Origin of the sequence: Sphingorhabdus sp., from assembly GCF_035329025.1 — a bacterium.
Taxonomy (GTDB): domain Bacteria; phylum Pseudomonadota; class Alphaproteobacteria; order Sphingomonadales; family Sphingomonadaceae; genus Sphingorhabdus_B.
In genome coordinates this window covers 1-15,699 of the sequence record NZ_DAOLHN010000009.1, presented here as the reverse complement: position 1 = coordinate 15,699, position 15,699 = coordinate 1, and the positions used below count along the sequence as shown (strand labels likewise).

13 protein-coding genes, 1 pseudogene and 1 riboswitch are annotated in these 15,699 nt (G+C 59.4%); all 14 genes and pseudogenes read left to right on the top strand.

Annotated features, from left to right (window positions below):
- The first annotated feature begins 1 nt into the window (after nucleotide 1).
- Nucleotides 2–1,186, top strand: a complete 1,185-nt coding sequence (gene murG / locus PKC81_RS03730) for an undecaprenyldiphospho-muramoylpentapeptide beta-N-acetylglucosaminyltransferase (protein ID WP_324333292.1) — start codon at nucleotides 2–4, stop codon at nucleotides 1,184–1,186.
- Nucleotides 1,183–2,589 (top strand): UDP-N-acetylmuramate--L-alanine ligase, encoded by a 1,407-nt coding sequence (gene murC / locus PKC81_RS03725; protein ID WP_324333291.1) that lies wholly within the window; start codon nucleotides 1,183–1,185, stop codon nucleotides 2,587–2,589. The genes murG and murC overlap by 4 nt, the downstream gene beginning before the upstream one ends.
- Entirely contained in the window at nucleotides 2,586–3,485 is a 900-nt protein-coding gene (gene murB, locus PKC81_RS03720) for a UDP-N-acetylmuramate dehydrogenase (RefSeq protein WP_324333290.1), read from the top strand. The genes murC and murB overlap by 4 nt, the downstream gene beginning before the upstream one ends.
- Complete coding sequence (locus tag PKC81_RS03715) at nucleotides 3,482–4,405, top strand: D-alanine--D-alanine ligase (protein WP_324333289.1); 924 nt, start codon at nucleotides 3,482–3,484, stop codon at nucleotides 4,403–4,405. The genes murB and PKC81_RS03715 overlap by 4 nt, the downstream gene beginning before the upstream one ends.
- The gene (locus tag PKC81_RS03710) at nucleotides 4,402–5,322 is read left to right on the top strand and encodes a cell division protein FtsQ/DivIB (RefSeq protein WP_324333288.1); all 921 of its coding nucleotides are present in this window, start codon (nucleotides 4,402–4,404) and stop codon (nucleotides 5,320–5,322) included. The genes PKC81_RS03715 and PKC81_RS03710 overlap by 4 nt, the downstream gene beginning before the upstream one ends.
- On the top strand, nucleotides 5,322–6,578 hold the full coding sequence (ftsA, locus tag PKC81_RS03705) for a cell division protein FtsA (RefSeq protein ID WP_324333287.1): 1,257 nt from the start codon (nucleotides 5,322–5,324) through the stop codon (nucleotides 6,576–6,578). Before PKC81_RS03710 ends, ftsA begins: the two co-directional genes overlap by 1 nt.
- Nucleotides 6,579–6,715: 137 nt before the next feature.
- Nucleotides 6,716–8,194, top strand: coding sequence for a cell division protein FtsZ (ftsZ, locus tag PKC81_RS03700; protein ID WP_324333286.1), 1,479 nt, complete (start codon nucleotides 6,716–6,718; stop codon nucleotides 8,192–8,194).
- 107 nt (nucleotides 8,195–8,301) lie between these two features.
- On the top strand, nucleotides 8,302–10,296 hold the full coding sequence (locus PKC81_RS03695; protein WP_324333285.1) for a hypothetical protein: 1,995 nt from the start codon (nucleotides 8,302–8,304) through the stop codon (nucleotides 10,294–10,296).
- A gap of 41 nt (nucleotides 10,297–10,337) precedes the next feature.
- Nucleotides 10,338–11,504 (top strand): deoxyguanosinetriphosphate triphosphohydrolase, encoded by a 1,167-nt coding sequence (locus PKC81_RS03690; RefSeq protein WP_324333284.1) that lies wholly within the window; start codon nucleotides 10,338–10,340, stop codon nucleotides 11,502–11,504.
- On the top strand, nucleotides 11,501–12,157 hold the full coding sequence (locus tag PKC81_RS03685; RefSeq protein ID WP_324333283.1) for an NAD(P)H-binding protein: 657 nt from the start codon (nucleotides 11,501–11,503) through the stop codon (nucleotides 12,155–12,157). Before PKC81_RS03690 ends, PKC81_RS03685 begins: the two co-directional genes overlap by 4 nt.
- A gap of 35 nt (nucleotides 12,158–12,192) precedes the next feature.
- Nucleotides 12,193–12,282: riboswitch (glycine riboswitch) on the top strand.
- A 124-nt stretch (nucleotides 12,283–12,406) separates the two neighbouring features.
- Nucleotides 12,407–13,522: a glycine cleavage system aminomethyltransferase GcvT gene (gene gcvT, locus PKC81_RS03680; protein ID WP_324333282.1), complete on the top strand. Its 1,116-nt coding sequence runs from the start codon at nucleotides 12,407–12,409 to the stop codon at nucleotides 13,520–13,522.
- On the top strand, nucleotides 13,519–13,890 hold the full coding sequence (gene gcvH / locus PKC81_RS03675) for a glycine cleavage system protein GcvH (protein WP_298600751.1): 372 nt from the start codon (nucleotides 13,519–13,521) through the stop codon (nucleotides 13,888–13,890). The genes gcvT and gcvH overlap by 4 nt, the downstream gene beginning before the upstream one ends.
- Nucleotides 13,891–14,015: 125 nt before the next feature.
- Complete coding sequence (gcvPA, locus tag PKC81_RS03670; protein WP_324333281.1) at nucleotides 14,016–15,371, top strand: aminomethyl-transferring glycine dehydrogenase subunit GcvPA; 1,356 nt, start codon at nucleotides 14,016–14,018, stop codon at nucleotides 15,369–15,371.
- Nucleotides 15,368–15,699: pseudogene (locus PKC81_RS03665) on the top strand (aminomethyl-transferring glycine dehydrogenase subunit GcvPB); the annotation flags it as partial. The gene gcvPA and the pseudogene PKC81_RS03665, both read left to right, overlap by 4 nt.

The following is a 15,699-nucleotide window of genomic DNA, read 5'->3' as shown; positions in this document are numbered from 1 at the left end:
AATGAGCGTATCGCGCAATTTCGTTCTCGCCGCAGGCGGCACTGGCGGCCATATCATCCCGGCCTATGCCTTGGGTGCCGAATTGATGCGCCGCGGGCACCAGGTTGCGCTGATCACCGATAATCGTGGTTCGACCATTCCCGGCTGCCCCGAGGACATGGAAATGCACATCATGCCCGCAGGCCGCGTAGCAGGTGGGCCGCGAGGATGGCTGGCGGCGGCACGTAACATCTGGCGCGGGCGGGCGATGGCGCGAGAGCTGTTCAACGAATTCGACCCGACCGCGGTGGTCGGATTTGGCGGTTATCCGGCGCTGCCTGCCTTGCTCGCGGCCTTTGCGAATAAAGTGCCGACAATCATTCACGAGCAGAACGCTGTTCTCGGCCGTGTGAACCGGCTGGTGGCTGGCAAGGTGAACGCGATTGCCACGGCCTATCCCGATGTGCAACGGGTGAAGCCCGGCTATCAGGCCAAGGTGCATCTGGTTGGCAATCCGGTGCGCGCAGAAGTCATCGCGCTGCGCGACGAGCCATTTCCGCCCTTTATCGAGGATGGCGTGTTCCGCGTGCTGGTGACGGGTGGCAGCCAAGGCGCGTCGATCCTGTCCGAAGTCGTACCTGACGCATTGGCGCGCCTGCCGCTCAATCTGCGCCGTCGCTTACAAGTCACCCAGCAATGCCGCGCCGAAGACCTTGAAACCGTGCGTAAAATATATGCGGACCACCAGATACCGGCCCAGCTTGCCACCTATCTCGAGGATTTCCCCGAAAGGCTTGGCTGGTCGCATCTGGTGATCGGGCGGGCAGGGGCATCGACCATCGCCGAACTGACTTGCGCAGGTCGTCCTGCAATCCTGATCCCGCTGCCATCCGCGATGGACAACCACCAGGCGTTCAATGTCAGCGAGATGGTGAAGGCGGGTGGTGCACGCGCGATCAAGCAGTCGGCATTCACGCCGGTGGAGTTGGCCAAGCAAATCCAGAAAATGGCACTGATCCCTGAAACGCTGGAAAATGCGGCACGCGCTGCCAAAAGCTGCGGCCGCCCGGATGCCGTGCATGATCTTGCCGATTTGGTTGAATCCTTCGGTCGCGCGCCGCTGATGCAGACTTTGACCACCAAAGAACAATCTGGCCTTGGCTTTGGCAGCGCCGAGCCGGCCCTCGCACGGAAAGCAGTTTCATGAAGGGTGTTGGCACCGACATCGGCACCATCCATTTCGTCGGTATCGGCGGCATCGGCATGTCCGGCATTGCCGAGGTGATGCACAATCTCGGCTATTCGGTGCAGGGCAGCGACATTGCCGAGGGCTATGTGATCGAAGGGCTGCGCAGTCGCGGCATCAAGGTGATGATCGGCCATGCCGCTGAAAATCTCGGCGATGCGGCCGTGGTGGTGACGTCGACGGCAGTGAAGCGCGGTAATCCGGAAGTAGAGGCCGCACTCGAACGCCGTATCCCGCTGGTGCGTCGGGCGGAAATGCTCGCCGAACTGATGCGGCTGAAATATACAGTCGCCGTTGCAGGCACGCATGGCAAGACCACCACAACCTCGCTGATCGCCGCGATGCTCGATGCCGGCGGGCTCGATCCGACGGTGATCAATGGCGGCATCATCAACAATTATGGCTCGAACGCGCGTCTAGGCGACAGCGACTGGATGGTCGTAGAGGCCGACGAAAGCGATGGCAGCTTCCTGCGTCTCGATGGCACCATCGCGGTGGTCACCAATATCGATCCCGAACATCTCGACCACTATGGCGATTTCGATACGGCCAAGGCTGCCTATATCGAATTCATAGAAAATGTCCCCTTCTACGGCGTAGCGATCCTTTGCCTCGACCATCCCGAAGTGCAGGCGATCATCCCGCGCATCCGCGACCGTCGCATCCTGACCTACGGTTTTTCAGCGCAAGCCGATGTGCGTGCGGACAATGTCCGCCCCGAACTCGGCGGCAATACCTTTGATGTTGTGATCCGTGCGCGCGATGGCAGCAAGCGCGAGATTGCGGACGTGTTCCTGCCGATGTCGGGGCGCCATAATGTGCAGAATGCACTTGCGGCTATCGCGGTCGGCCTCGAACGCGGGATGAGCGACGAGCAGGTGCAAGCCGGTTTCGCAAAATTTGGCGGCGTCAAACGGCGCTTCACCAAGGTGGGCGAAGTCGACGGTGTCACCATCATTGACGATTATGGCCACCATCCGGTCGAAATCCGCGCTGTACTGTCGGCCGCACGCGAAGGCGTCAAAGGCCGCGTCATCGCGGTGTGCCAGCCGCACCGCTATTCGCGCCTCGGCAATCTGATGGAAGATTTCGCTACCGCCTTTAACGACGCCGACACAGTTTATATCACCCCCGTCTATGCGGCGGGCGAAGCGCCGATCGAAGGCGTTTCCAGTGCCGAACTGGTCGGCAAGATCAAACGGCGCGGGCACCATAATGCGCAGGAAATTGAAAGCGCTGAGGCATTGGCGAAGGAATTGGCTGATACCACCCGCGAAGGCGATCTGGTCGTGTGCCTCGGTGCGGGCGATATCACCAAATGGGCCGCAGGGCTGGCCGAGGCAATCAAAAAGGCGCGTGGATGAGCGTTTGCTACGCCTTGCCTCCGGTGCGTGGAAAGCTGACGCATGATGCGCCGCTTGCGCCACTCGTGTGGTTTAAGAGCGGCGGTTCAGCGGAATGGCTGTTCGAGCCTGCCGATGCCAAGGATCTGGCCGATTTCCTCTACGCCCTCGATCCCGCTGTCCCAGTAATGGCGCTGGGTCTGGGTTCGAACCTGATCGTCCGCGATGGCGGTGTGCCGGGCGTGGTCGTCCGGCTGGGCAAAGCTTTTGCCAAGGTTTCCAAGGTTGATGAAGTAACGCTCGATTGCGGGGCAGGGGCAAGTGGGATCCTCGTTTCCTCCACCGCGCGCGACAATGGCATTGCCGGCATGGAATTCCTTCGCTCGATCCCCGGCACCGTCGGCGGTTTTGTCCGGATGAACGGCGGCGCCTATGGTGGCGAGGTGAAGGATATCCTCGTCGATTGCGACGTGGTTTTGCGTAATGGCGATCTGGTGACCTTGCCGGTAGAGCAACTGCACTACAGCTATCGCCATAGCGAATTGCCCCAAGGCGCCATTGTCGTCGGCGCACGTTTTCGCGGGAGGCCCGGCGAGCCTGAAGCCATCCAGACCGAGATGGACCGCATCTCGGCCAGCCGCGAGGCTTCGCAACCGCTTCGGTCGAAAACCGGTGGGTCGACATTCAAAAATCCAGATGGCGGGAAGGCCTGGCAACTTGTCGATGAAGCGGGTTGTCGTGGCTTGCAAATCGGCGGTGCGCAGGTTTCGGAAAAGCACACCAATTTCCTCATCAACACCGGCGATGCCACCAGTGCCGATATCGAGGAACTGGGTGAAGAAGTCCGTCGGCGCGTGAAGGCAAAATCAGGCATCGACCTGCATTGGGAAATTCAAAGAGTGGGAAAAGCGAAGTGAGCGAGCCGATCCATGTCGCAGTCCTCATGGGCGGCTGGTCCAACGAACGACCGGTTTCGTTGATGAGCGGCAATGGCGTTGCCGATGCGCTCGAAAAAGTCGGCTATAAGGTCAGCCGCGTCGATATGGATCGCAACGTCGCGCAGGTGCTGGCGGCATTGCGGCCCGATGTCGTGTTCAACGCGCTGCACGGCGTCCCCGGTGAGGATGGCAGTGTGCAGGGTATGCTCGACCTGATGGACATCAAATATACCCATAGCGGTATGGTGACCTCGGTGATTGCGATCGACAAGGAACTGACCAAGCAGCGGCTGGTGCCTGCGGGTATCCCGATGCCCAAGGGGATAATTGTCGAAAGCGAGAGACTGTATGCAGCAGACCCGCTGCCGCGCCCTTATGTGCTGAAACCCGTCAACGAAGGCAGCTCGGTAGGCGTCGCGATCGTCAAGGCGGATGGCAATTATGGCAATCCGATTGCGCGCGATGCCGTGGGGCCGTGGCAGGAATTTGACACGCTGCTCGCCGAACCCTTTATCAAGGGGCGCGAACTGACGGTTGCGGTTCTAGGCGGAAAGCCGCTGTGCGTGACCGAACTCAAGCCCAAAAGCGGCTTTTACGATTTCGATGCCAAATATACCGACGGACTGACCGAGCATGTCTGCCCGGCTGAAATCCCCAAAGACATCGAAGATTATATGATGGAACTCGCGCAGCGCGCGCACGAGTTGCTCGGCTGCAAAGGAGCATCGCGCACCGATTTCCGCTGGGACGACGAATTGGGTCGCGATGGCGTGTTCGTTCTGGAAACCAATACCCAGCCGGGCATGACTCCCTTGAGCCTCGTTCCCGAACAAGCGAAGCAGATGGGGATCAGCTATGAACAGCTCGTCGATATCCTTGTGAAGGAGGCGCTTGCATGAAGACGGCAACTGCCCGCAAGGCACCTGCCAAGGCACGCAAGGCGACGCCGCGCAAAAAGGTCCGGCAAGTCAGCATCATGGACCGGCTGCTCCGTATCCTGCCGTTCACTGAAGAAGATATTCAGCGCGTGCTAACCTGGGGCGTGCTCTTGGTGCTGCTGCTGGTGGCGCTGATTGTTGCCAACTGGTTCGGCGTGCCGCAGGCGGCCTATCAGCAATATGCGCAGGTCGCCGCCAAGGCCGGGTTCGAAGTGAAGCGCGTCGAGATTACAGGCATGGACCGTGTCGACCAGCTTAAGGTGTACGACATCGTGCTCGCCGAAAAGGACCGGGCAATGCCGCTGGTCGATATCGACAAGATCCGCGCTGACCTGATCGAATATGGCTGGATCAAGGATGTGCGGGTGACACGCCGCCTGCCGGATACGCTGGTCGTCGACATATTGGAACGTAAGCCAACTGCTGTGTGGCATCGCAATGGCGTCTTCTCGCTGATCGACGATAAAGGTACCGAGCTTGAGAAAATTTCACGGGCAGAGATTGGCAGCCTTCCCGTGATAAACGGCGAAGGCGCAGACCAGCAAGTTGTGGCGCTCGCCAAATTGCTCGATAGTGCGCAGTCGCTCAAGGATCAGGTTGCAGGCGCGAGTTGGGTGGGTAATCGCCGCTGGGATCTGCGCTTCAAGACCGGCGAAACCCTCTCATTGCCCGAAGGTGATAATCTGGCCGCACAGGCGCTGGTCAATTTCACGCGCATGGATGGTGTGCATCGCCTTTTGGGTCGTGACATAATCCATTTCGACCTGCGCGACCCCGAACGCGCCTATATGCGCCGTGCGGCAAAGGAAAAGCCGGTCGAAATCAAGCCAAGCGAAAAGCCGTCTGCCGAAGCCGGGGAAGGCGGGGATGCGGCCTGATGGCGGTGCGATACGACAAGATTATTTCCACGCTTGATATCGGCTCTTCCAAAGTTTCGGCATTGATTGCCGGGGTCGATGAAGGTGGAGCGATCCATGTGTTGGGTACCGGGCAGCGCGAGAGCAAGGGCGTGGTGCGCGGATGCATTGCCGATATGCAACTCGCCGAGCTTTCGGTGCGTCATGCGGTGGAACAGGCAGAGCGGATTGCGGGCATCAATATCGATCGCGTATGGCTTGCCATGTCGGCAGGTGGTCTCGACAGCCTGTTATCGCCGGTCGAAATCGACCTTGGTGGGGACAAGGTTGAGCAAGCAGACATAGACGACCTGTTGACTGCAGGTCGGGCGAATATCGATACGCGGGGCAAGGTTGTTCTGCATGTCAGCCCGACGCTTTATGCGCTTGATGGCAACGCCGGCGTAGCTAATCCGTTGGGCCTTTATGCCGACCGTGTCGGGGTGGAAATCCATGCCGTTCTGGCAGACCCGTCGCCAGTGCGTAACCTCGACATGACGGCCCGTGCATCTCATCTGGGGGTCGATGCGATTGTTGCTTCGCCCGTTGCAGCCGGGCTAGCCTGCCTGAGCGCGGAGGAACGCGAACTGGGCGTCGCAATGGTGGAGATGGGGGCGGCTGTCACCAATGTCTCAGTATTCATCGGCGGCATGCTGGCCGGTCTGGTTACGCTCAATCACGGAGGCGCGGACATTACCGACGAGATCGCCTCGGTGTTCGGGATCCGCCGGGCAGAGGCAGAGCGGCTTAAATGCTTCCACGGGTCGGCGATTACCTCTCCGCGTGACCATCAGGAAAGCCTCGACGTTGCGGCACCGGGTGATACGACGCAGGCAGAGCGACCGAAAATCACGCGCGCGCAGCTGAATGCCATCATATCGCAGCGGATTGATGCCATGGTTGCAGACATCGGGCGCGCATTGAAGGAAATGGGTTTTTCGAATCCGGGAAAACACCATGTAGTGCTGACGGGCGGCGGTGCCGAATTGAAGGGGCTTGCCGACCATATGCAGGCGGCGCTGGGGCGTATGGTGCGCGTCGGTCGCCCGACTGAGCTTCCAGGGCTTCCTGATGCCCATTCCGGACCGGCATTCTCGACAATGGCAGGGCTTGCGCTCTACGCGAATTCGAACCCTTCCGACCTGCGCTTGGGCCTGCAAGGTTCTGATAGCGCTGTAAAATCTTCCAATGCGGGTGTCATCGCTCGCATCATGCAGGCTATAAGAGAGAACCTCTAGCCGCGCGCCAAGAACAACCCGCAGCCTGTGGGTAACTTTTGCGTGTTTTGCCCTGAATTTTGTGCCACAAGACACAGTTAACGGGGGTTTTTGAACTTCTTTTTCTTATGCCAGACCGGCCAAGGGAGTGAACAGGAATGAGCATCAACATCGGTCCGCCAATCGTCGATGAACTGAAGCCCAAAATTGCAGTCATTGGTGTCGGCGGAGCAGGGGGCAATGCCATCGCCAACATGATCGGTGCGCGGGTGGAAGGCGTCGATTTCGTCGTCGCCAACACAGATGCCCAGGCGCTCAACGCTTCACCGGCAGAATATCGTATCCAGCTTGGCCCCGATATCACGCAGGGACTTGGCGCTGGTTCGCGTCCAGAAGTTGGCCGTGCAGCAGCCGAGGAAACCATTGAGCAGGTAAAGCAGGCGCTGCAAGGTGCTCATATGTGCTTTATCGCTGCGGGCATGGGTGGCGGCACGGGTACCGGAGCAGCGCCGGTTATCGCCCGCGCGGCGCGTGAGATGAATATCCTGACTGTCGGTGTCGTAACCAAACCCTTCCTGTTTGAAGGCTCGCGTCGTATGCGCTCCGCGGATTCGGGAATTGCCGAACTGCAGCAACATGTCGACACGCTGATCGTCATTCCGAACCAGAATCTGTTCCTGGTTGCCAATCCGAACACGACCTTCAAGGAAGCGTTCCTGCTGGCAGACGAAGTCTTGCAGCAGGGTGTGCGAGGCATCACTGACCTGATGGTGATGCCCGGCCTTATCAATCTCGATTTTGCCGACGTGCGTTCGGTGATGCACGAAATGGGCAAGGCGATGATGGGCACCGGCGAAGCCGAGGGCGATGGACGCGCGCTGGAAGCTGCCGAAAGGGCGATTGCCAACCCGTTGCTCGATGGCGTTTCGATGCAAGGTGCAAAGGGTGTCATTATCTCGATTACCGGCGGCGAAGATATGCGCCTGATGGAAGTCGATGAAGCAGCCAATCATATCCGCGAGCTCGTCGATCCCGATGCGAACATCATTTGGGGTTCGGCGTTCAACGAAAATCTCAACGGCAAGATACGTGTTTCGGTAGTTGCCACCGGTATCGACCAGGACGGTCAGGCGGTCCAGCCAGCGCGTTCCTATGCCTTTGACAGTCGTCCGGCAACGCCTCTGGGGGGCTTTGCGCCGCCACCGGTAGTTGAACCTGAACCGGTCGTTGAAGAGGCGCTTGAGCTTTCCGAACCCGAACCGGTTGAAGAATATCAGCCCGTTGCCGAAGCAGAGGATAGTTCGGCTTTTAACTATGGCGAAGGCACATCCGCCGAAGATGACGGCGTACTCGATCTGTCACAGCCGGAAGCTGAAGAAGCGACTTTCGAACTGGGTGAAGCCCATGTCGCACATGATGAGCCGGTTGAAGAGATGGCGCCTGCTGCGCCGGTTTATGGCGAAGCTCAGGTCGATCCCGTTCAGCCCGCACCGCGCGTATCGACCGGCGGCGGCACCTTGTTCGAACGGATGTCGAACCTGTCGCGTGGCCTGACGCGTGGGAATGAAGAACCCGAGGATGACAATGCTGGCGGGGTCAACATACCGCGTTTCCTGGACCGTCAGAGCAATAGCTGATTCAAAACCGTGCCGGATGAAGCCGCTTGTCGAGCATGCGGCACAATCCGGCGCGCTTTGATGCGTAGCGATTGCAATTTTGCCATGCGCATCACATTTGCGGGCCAATGACATATATGAAACGGGTCTCGCTAACTTTTGCGCTTGGGCTTGCCTTGGCCGCACCTATTGCTGCGCAGGACGCTGATGAAAGCCTGTTGGACCAGTTCGAGCAGGCCAAGCCGCAAGTCAAACCTGCCTTTGATTCTCCCGCCTCTTTAGAATTGCGCGATGCCGTCCGCCGTATGGCGTTGCGCCCTTCGGATCCGGCTGCCTTGACCGACGCGGGCCATGCATCGCTGAAATTGGGTGACGCCGCCGCTGCGCTTAACTTCTTCACCCGCGCTAACAGCATCCAGCCAGGCAATTCACGGACGGTCGCAGGGCTGGGTTCCGCGATGGTGCGTACCGAAAACCCTTTTGAGGCACTCCGCTATTTCGACGATGCGATCCGGCTGGGAGCAACCGAACGCTCGATCGCTCTCGATCGGGCCTTGGCCTTTGATCTTCTCGGCAATTTTGCCCGTGCGCATCAGGATTACCAATTGGCGCGCAGTTATGGCGACAGCGATGATTTGACCCGGCGGTACGCCATGTCGCTCTCGATGGCTGGCAATGCGAATGAAGCCGATGGCTTGCTCGTACCGTTGTTGCAGCGGAACGATCCGGAAGCCTGGCGTGCCCGATCAATGATGCTGGCAGCACGCGGCAATTTGAAGGAAGCCGTACAAATTGCGGAGGGCTTTCTGTCGCCGGAATCTGCAAGGCGCATGGAAGGCTTCCTCCGTCAAATGCCGCGCATGACCGATGCACAACGCGCAGCTGCCATGCATTTCGGGCATTTTCCTGTTGGCCGGATAGGCGAAGACACGCCCGAATTGCGCCAGATTGCAGCTGCGACCGGTGTGACCAAGGTTGCCAGCACGGCGACAGGACAGGACCGGTTGATACCGGCGGGCCAGCCGCTTGGAAGTTCTTCCAAAAAGTCAGCGGCATCCAAAAAAGACGAAAAGAAACCCAAGCCAAGCGAAACTCGGGTAGCCCGGAACGATGCCAAGCCGGGGTTCTCGACCGCTTCGGCACAGCAGAAGGTGGACGAAGCATCGAAGTCAAAACCGGTTGTCCTTGACTCGGCGCAGCTTCCCCCGCCGGATACCGCGCGCGCGCCAGTGCGGATCATCCTTCCCGGTCGGACTCCGCCTGCATCCCCTCCACCTTCAATTGCAGTTGCTCCACAAACGGTGAATAGCGGTGGTTCGATCCCTGCCGAAACCAGCACCATAGTAACGCCCAAAAGCGCGATAGACGAAGTGCGCCAACGACAGGTGATTGCATCAAGTTCGACGCCAGCACCTGCCAAAACTGATCCTGTTGCTGTCGCTGCACCAGCGACCAAACCTCCCGTGATTATTCCTGCTCCTGCTGAAACCAGGGTGGCTGAAAATCTTATAGTCGATACGGTGCCAACTTCGGCGCAACCGGCGGTTCAGGGGCCGGTCCTCCAAAACGTGCCAGCTGCTACTTCAGCTACACAAGTGGCCGCAGCGGACGCATCGCCGCCAGCCGCATTGCCTTCGGCGCAGCAGCCTGAACCTGCCAAGACGGCCTCTTTCGATCTTGGCGCGTTGGTGCAGTCCATCGAAATCCCGGAGAGTGAGCAGAAACGCACAGTCGCGCCGGTTGACTTGAAGGCAATCCAGAAGGCACAGGCCAAGGCAGATATAGCGGCAACAACCGCCTTCAAAGACCCCAAAACCGGCAAAGCCAAGGTAGAACCGAAAGCTCCGCCACAGCCAGCGCGAATCTGGGTGCAGGTGGCGACCGGTGCCGAAGCTGCATTGGGTGGCGATTATCGCCGCTTTGCCAAGAAATCGCCCGAACTGTTCAAGGGCAAGGAAGGCTGGACTTCGGTCTGGGGCAAATCGAGCCGCTTGTTGGTCGGGCCTTTCGCTAACGCCCAAGCGGCTAAGAAATGGGACGCCGATTATCGCAAAGCTGGGGGTAGCAGCTTCGTCTGGAACAGCGAGAATGGCACCGTCGTCAAGAAACTGGGCGCCAAATAGCGGCTGGTTTTGTTAACGCCTCTGGTGCAAAGCGCATGCCCATGCACAGCCGCGCAACTTTTGCCTGCAACCCTGAAACCAGCCGCGGAAGGCTCCACCCCGAAGCGGGTGGGGAAGCGCGCGGGCCGCGTAACATTTTCCAGCGTGATCGCGATCGGATCATCCACTCGATCGCCTTTCGCCGCCTGCGCTACAAGACACAGGTTTTCATTGCGCCCGACGGCGATCATTACCGCGTCCGCCTGACCCACAGCCTGGAAGTCGCGCAGATTGGCCGCACCATAGCTCGAGCGCTGGATCTCGATGAAGATCTGACCGAGGCCTTGTGCCTTGCGCATGATATCGGCCATCCGCCCTTCGGCCATGCCGGAGAGGATGCGCTGGAGGCCGCGATGGCGCCTTATGGCGGCTTCGACCACAACGCGCAGACACTGCGCACCCTGTCCAAACTCGAAAGCCCTTACCCGCTTTGGTCCGGCTTGAACCTCAGTTGGGAACTGATGGAAGGCCTCGCCAAGCATAATGGACCGGTGCGTGATCCGAATTGGGCTTTGCGCGAAATCGACAACGATTTCCCGCTCGAACTATCCAGTTTTGCTTCACTAGAGGCGCAGATAGCAGCGATTTCGGATGATATCGCCTATGACAATCACGATATCGATGACGGCATCCGGGCCGGCCTGTTGACGCTCGACCAACTGCTCGAGCTGCCCTTTGTCGAGCGGCGTTGGCGCGCAATTTGTGATCGCTATCCCGGTGCGCGCCATGAAACGCTGCTCCGCGAACTAATCCGCGAACAGATCGGCGTGATGGTCAATGATGTGATTGAAACGACCAAGGCGCGCATCGCCGAAGCTGGCATACAAACGGTAGATGATGTGCGCGCCGCGGGCTACACCATTGGCGGTTTTTCCGACGAGCTGGCCGAGCGCGAACGTACGCTCAAGGCGTTCATGTATGCCAATCTCTATCATCACCCGACCCAGATCAGCGCCGCCGAGCATGCGGCCAAGGTGATTGCCGACCTGTTCGAAGCCTATAGCGGAGATGCCGGATTGCTGCCGCAGGAATGGCGTGACAGCCTGCCTGTGGAGCAGCCTGCGCGAGCACGCCATATCGGCGATTTTCTGGCAGGCATGACCGACCGGTTCGCGGTCAATTGTCATCGCGACATATTCGGCGGCAAACATGAAGGGTTTGGTAAATGAAACGGATCGTCATTGCAGGCGCAACGGGACTTATCGGCAAGCAATTGGTGATTGCACTGGCGGGGCAGGAGGAAGTCGAATCCCATATACTCGTTCGCCGGAAGCCAGAGCGTGTGCCAACGGGCGTGATTGTGCACGAAGCGGCTGCCACAGACTGGCCAACGGAAGTTGCTGCAATCAAGGCAGATATCGCTATCTCCTGCCTCGGCACAACGATGCGGACCGCCGGATCGAAAACCGCTTTCCGCGCCGTCGATTTTGATCTTGTTGCCGATTTTGCCTCGGCCGCAAAAGCCGCCGGTGCTCGGCACATGATCGCTGTGTCCTCGGTTGGTGCATCGGACAAAGCCTCCAATTTCTATCTCAAGACCAAAGGCGAAGCTGAGGCCGCCATGGCGCATATGGGTTTCGACCGTGTCGACTTCCTGCGTCCGGGCTTGCTGACAGGTGGGGAACGCCCCGAAAACCGTCCGGGGGAGAGTGTTGCCATCATGCTCGCACCGCTCACCGACTTGCTAATGGTCGGCGGGCTCAGCCGCTATCGCTCTATTCCGGCGCTGGTGGTGGCGCAGGCCATCGCCCATCTCGCGCTTGCAGGCGGGCAGGGCAAACATATCCACGAAAATGATGCAATCCGCGCGCTCGCCGGTTGACTCTCCGGCGGCCAAAAGCCAAGGCCGACTCAGTCGCTGACGAAACGGGAGAGCGCGGGGGAAGCCCCGCCGCCGAAGGAGCAACCGCCCCGGAATCTCTCAGGCAAAAGGACCGTTTTGGCTTTTGCGACACTCTGGAAAGCGTTCCTCGGCAAGAGGGGCCACCGAAGGGGTAAAGCTCTCAGGTATCCGTGACAGAGGGGGCAGGCAGCGACGCCGTCGCTGGCTGGACTTTTGTGCGGAGAATTTATGAGCGACGACACCGAAATGCGCGAACTTCCGCTGGGCGATTGGCACCGTGCCAAGGGTGCCCGCATGGTGTCGTTCGCAGGCTATGCGATGCCGATCCAATATGAAGGCATCATGGCCGAACATCTGTGGACGCGCGAAAATGCGGGTTTGTTTGATGTCAGCCATATGGGGCAATTGATACTGTCGGGCGAAGGCGTTGCCGCCGCGCTTGAAAAGCTGGTTCCGGGTGACATTTCGGCGCTGAAAGAGGGGCGGATGCGCTATTCGCTGTTACTCGGCGAAGAAGGCGGTGTTCTTGATGACCTGATGGTTACGGCAACGCCCACCGGCCTTTATGTCGTCGTCAACGGTGCGGTAAAGCATCAGGATATCGCCTATTTGCGCGCGAACCTGCCAGCAACGGTCGACATCAACCATCTCGAAGATCGCGCGCTGCTCGCACTGCAAGGGCCGAGAGCGGTGGAGGCCATCTCGCGGATCGTGCCGGGCGTGGATCAGCTCTATTTCATGGAAGCCGACTTGTTTCTGTGGGGTGAAGTTCCACTGTGGATTAGTCGCTCCGGCTACACCGGCGAAGATGGCGTCGAGATTTCGGTGCCGGCCGATCAGGTTGAAGCGTTGGCCGATGCCATCTGCCAGCAGCCAGAAGTCAAGCCAATCGGCCTCGGCGCCCGCGATTCATTGCGTCTGGAGGCCGGATTGCCGCTATACGGGCATGACATGGATCCGACGACCGATCCGGTCGAAGGCAATGCCAGCTTTGCTGTTTCGAAGCGGCGTCGGGCTGAAGGCGGTTTCAACGGCGCGGCCCGCATCTTGAAGGCGTTGGCCGATGGGCCCACACGCAAGCTGGTTGGCCTTTCGGTTGATGGCAAGATGCCGGTGCGCGAAGGTGCGCCGATTTTTGCAGGTGCCGCACAGGTTGGCGTTGTCACCTCGGGCGGATTTGCCCCCAGCGTCGGTGCGCCGATCGCCATGGGCTATGTCGCCGCCAGCCATAACAGCATCGGCACGCCACTGGAGGCGGAGGTTCGCGGAAAGCGCGTGCCGCTGGCCGTCGCCGCGATGCCCTTCATTCCCCATAATTACCATCGCAGAGGAGCGAGCAAATGACCCGTTATTTCACCGACGAGCATGAATGGATCGACGTCGAAGGCAATACTGCCACGGTAGGCATCACCGATTATGCGCAGGGCCAGTTGGGCGATATCGTTTTTGCTGAAGTTCCCGCAGTCGGCACGACGCTTTCCAAGGGTGGCGATGCGGCGGTCGTCGAATCGGTGAAGGCCGCCTCAGACGTCTATGCCCCGGTTTCGGGTACCGTCACCGAAGGTAACGACGCGCTTGCCGATGATCCGGCGCTGGTGAACAGCGATCCCGAAGGCGCGGGCTGGTTCTTTAAGCTGGAACTGAGCGATCCGTCCGAACTCGACGGGCTGATGGATGCTGCAGCTTACAAGGCATTTGTGGATTCGCTCTAACCGACCAATGTCATTCCCGCGAAAGCGGGAATCCATGGTCTGACATTCCGGATTAATCCGACAATTCAGGCCATGGATCCCCGATCAAGTCGGGGATGACAAAACAAAAACGACAAAGGCACACCATGCGCTATTTACCCCTGACAGACACCGACCGGCAGGCGATGCTCGCCACAATCGGCGCAGCGTCGATTGATGACCTGTTCGTCGACGTTCCCGAAGAGGCACGTCTGAAAGGACCGATTCCGGGCCTGCCGATGCATGCGAGCGAAATGGCGGTTGAGCGGCATTTCTCCGCGATGGCTCGCAAGAATATGGCGGCGGCGCACCATCCCTTTTTCCTGGGGGCAGGCGCTTACAAGCACCATGTGCCGGCGAGCGTGGATCATTTGATCCAGCGGGGTGAATTCCTGACCGCCTATACACCGTACCAGCCCGAAATCGCGCAGGGCACGTTGCAGATGCTGTTTGAATTCCAAACGCAGGTTGCGCGCCTTTTCGGCTGCGACGTTGCTAACGCCTCAATGTATGACGGCTCGACTGCCTGCTGGGAGGCAATCGGTATGGCCGGGCGTGTGACCAAGCGGAACAAGGCGGTTATCTCCTCGGGCTTGCACCCGCATTATGTCAGCGTGGCAAAGACGATGGCACGCTTCACGGGTGATACGCTCGATCTCGCCGCGCTCGATATGGCGCAAAGCGATACCGCACGTTTGCTCAATGCGATTGATGGCGAAACCAGCTGCGTTGTCGTACAGTATCCCGATATTCTGGGCCGTATTGAGGACTTAAGCCCTATAGCTCAGAAAGCACATGAGCATGGCGCGCTGCTGATCGCGGTGGTCACAGAGCCTGTGGCCCTGGGGGCGATCAAAGCTCCGGGTGAAATGGGCGCGGATATTGTCGTTGGTGAAGGGCAATCGCTTGGCGTCGGTCTGCAATTTGGCGGGCCCTATGTTGGCCTGTTTGCCTGCAAGGAGAAGTTTGTGCGGCAAATGCCGGGCCGCCTGTGCGGCCAGACGGTCGATGCCGAGGGCAAGCGCGGCTTTGTGCTTACGCTTTCGACCCGCGAACAGCATATCCGCCGCGAGAAGGCAACGAGCAACATCTGCACAAATTCAGGGCTTTGTGCCCTAGCCTTCAGTATTCACATGAGCTTGCTGGGTGAGCGCGGTTTGCGCGATCTCGCCGCGCTGAACCATGCCCGTGCGGTACAGGCTGCGGATCGCCTGACGCAGATCCCCGGCGTCACCCTTGTCAACGACAGCTTCTTCAACGAATTCACGCTGAAACTGCCCGTCAATGCCCGCGATGTGGTGCACAAGCTGGCTGCGAAGAAGGTGCTTGGCGGTGTATCTCTGGGTCGCCTCTATCCGGGCGAAACGACCCTCGAAAATGGCTTGCTCATTGCGGTGACCGAAGTGGTCAGCGAGGAGGATATCGAAACCTTTGCGGCGGCTTTGCAGGAGGTGTTGGCATGAGCACGGTAAATGCAAGCGGCTGGCGGCCGGAAATGGGTGAAAGTGACGTCATGGCGGCAGAAACCTTCACCGGAAATCGCGCACTGATGCTCGAAGAAGCGCTGATTTTCGAGATTGGCGACAGTCACACCACCGGCGTCGATTTTGATCCCGCGCCCAAGGTGCAATCGCGTCTCGGCGGGCTGGAGCGGAACCGCGAGATTGGTCTGCCCGGCCTTTCGGAACCCGAAACCGTCCGCCATTATACCCGCCTGTCGCGTCAGAATTACGCCATCGATCTCGGCCTGTTCCCGCTCGGCAGCTGCACGATGAAGCACAACCCGCGCCT

What these genes read in the sequence shown, in the direction of transcription:
- murG (WP_324333292.1), top strand. Translation starts at nt 2, where the DNA reads ATGAGCGTATCGCGCAATTTCGTTCTCGCCGCAGGCGGCACTGGCGGC.
- murC (WP_324333291.1), top strand. Translation starts at nt 1,183, where the DNA reads ATGAAGGGTGTTGGCACCGACATCGGCACCATCCATTTCGTCGGTATC.
- murB (WP_324333290.1), top strand. Translation starts at nt 2,586, where the DNA reads ATGAGCGTTTGCTACGCCTTGCCTCCGGTGCGTGGAAAGCTGACGCAT.
- PKC81_RS03710 (WP_324333288.1), top strand. Translation starts at nt 4,402, where the DNA reads ATGAAGACGGCAACTGCCCGCAAGGCACCTGCCAAGGCACGCAAGGCG.
- ftsA (WP_324333287.1), top strand. Translation starts at nt 5,322, where the DNA reads ATGGCGGTGCGATACGACAAGATTATTTCCACGCTTGATATCGGCTCT.
- ftsZ (WP_324333286.1), top strand. Translation starts at nt 6,716, where the DNA reads ATGAGCATCAACATCGGTCCGCCAATCGTCGATGAACTGAAGCCCAAA.
- PKC81_RS03695 (WP_324333285.1), top strand. Translation starts at nt 8,302, where the DNA reads ATGACATATATGAAACGGGTCTCGCTAACTTTTGCGCTTGGGCTTGCC.
- PKC81_RS03690 (WP_324333284.1), top strand. Translation starts at nt 10,338, where the DNA reads ATGCACAGCCGCGCAACTTTTGCCTGCAACCCTGAAACCAGCCGCGGA.
- PKC81_RS03685 (WP_324333283.1), top strand. Translation starts at nt 11,501, where the DNA reads ATGAAACGGATCGTCATTGCAGGCGCAACGGGACTTATCGGCAAGCAA.
- gcvT (WP_324333282.1), top strand. Translation starts at nt 12,407, where the DNA reads ATGAGCGACGACACCGAAATGCGCGAACTTCCGCTGGGCGATTGGCAC.
- gcvH (WP_298600751.1), top strand. Translation starts at nt 13,519, where the DNA reads ATGACCCGTTATTTCACCGACGAGCATGAATGGATCGACGTCGAAGGC.
- gcvPA (WP_324333281.1), top strand. Translation starts at nt 14,016, where the DNA reads ATGCGCTATTTACCCCTGACAGACACCGACCGGCAGGCGATGCTCGCC.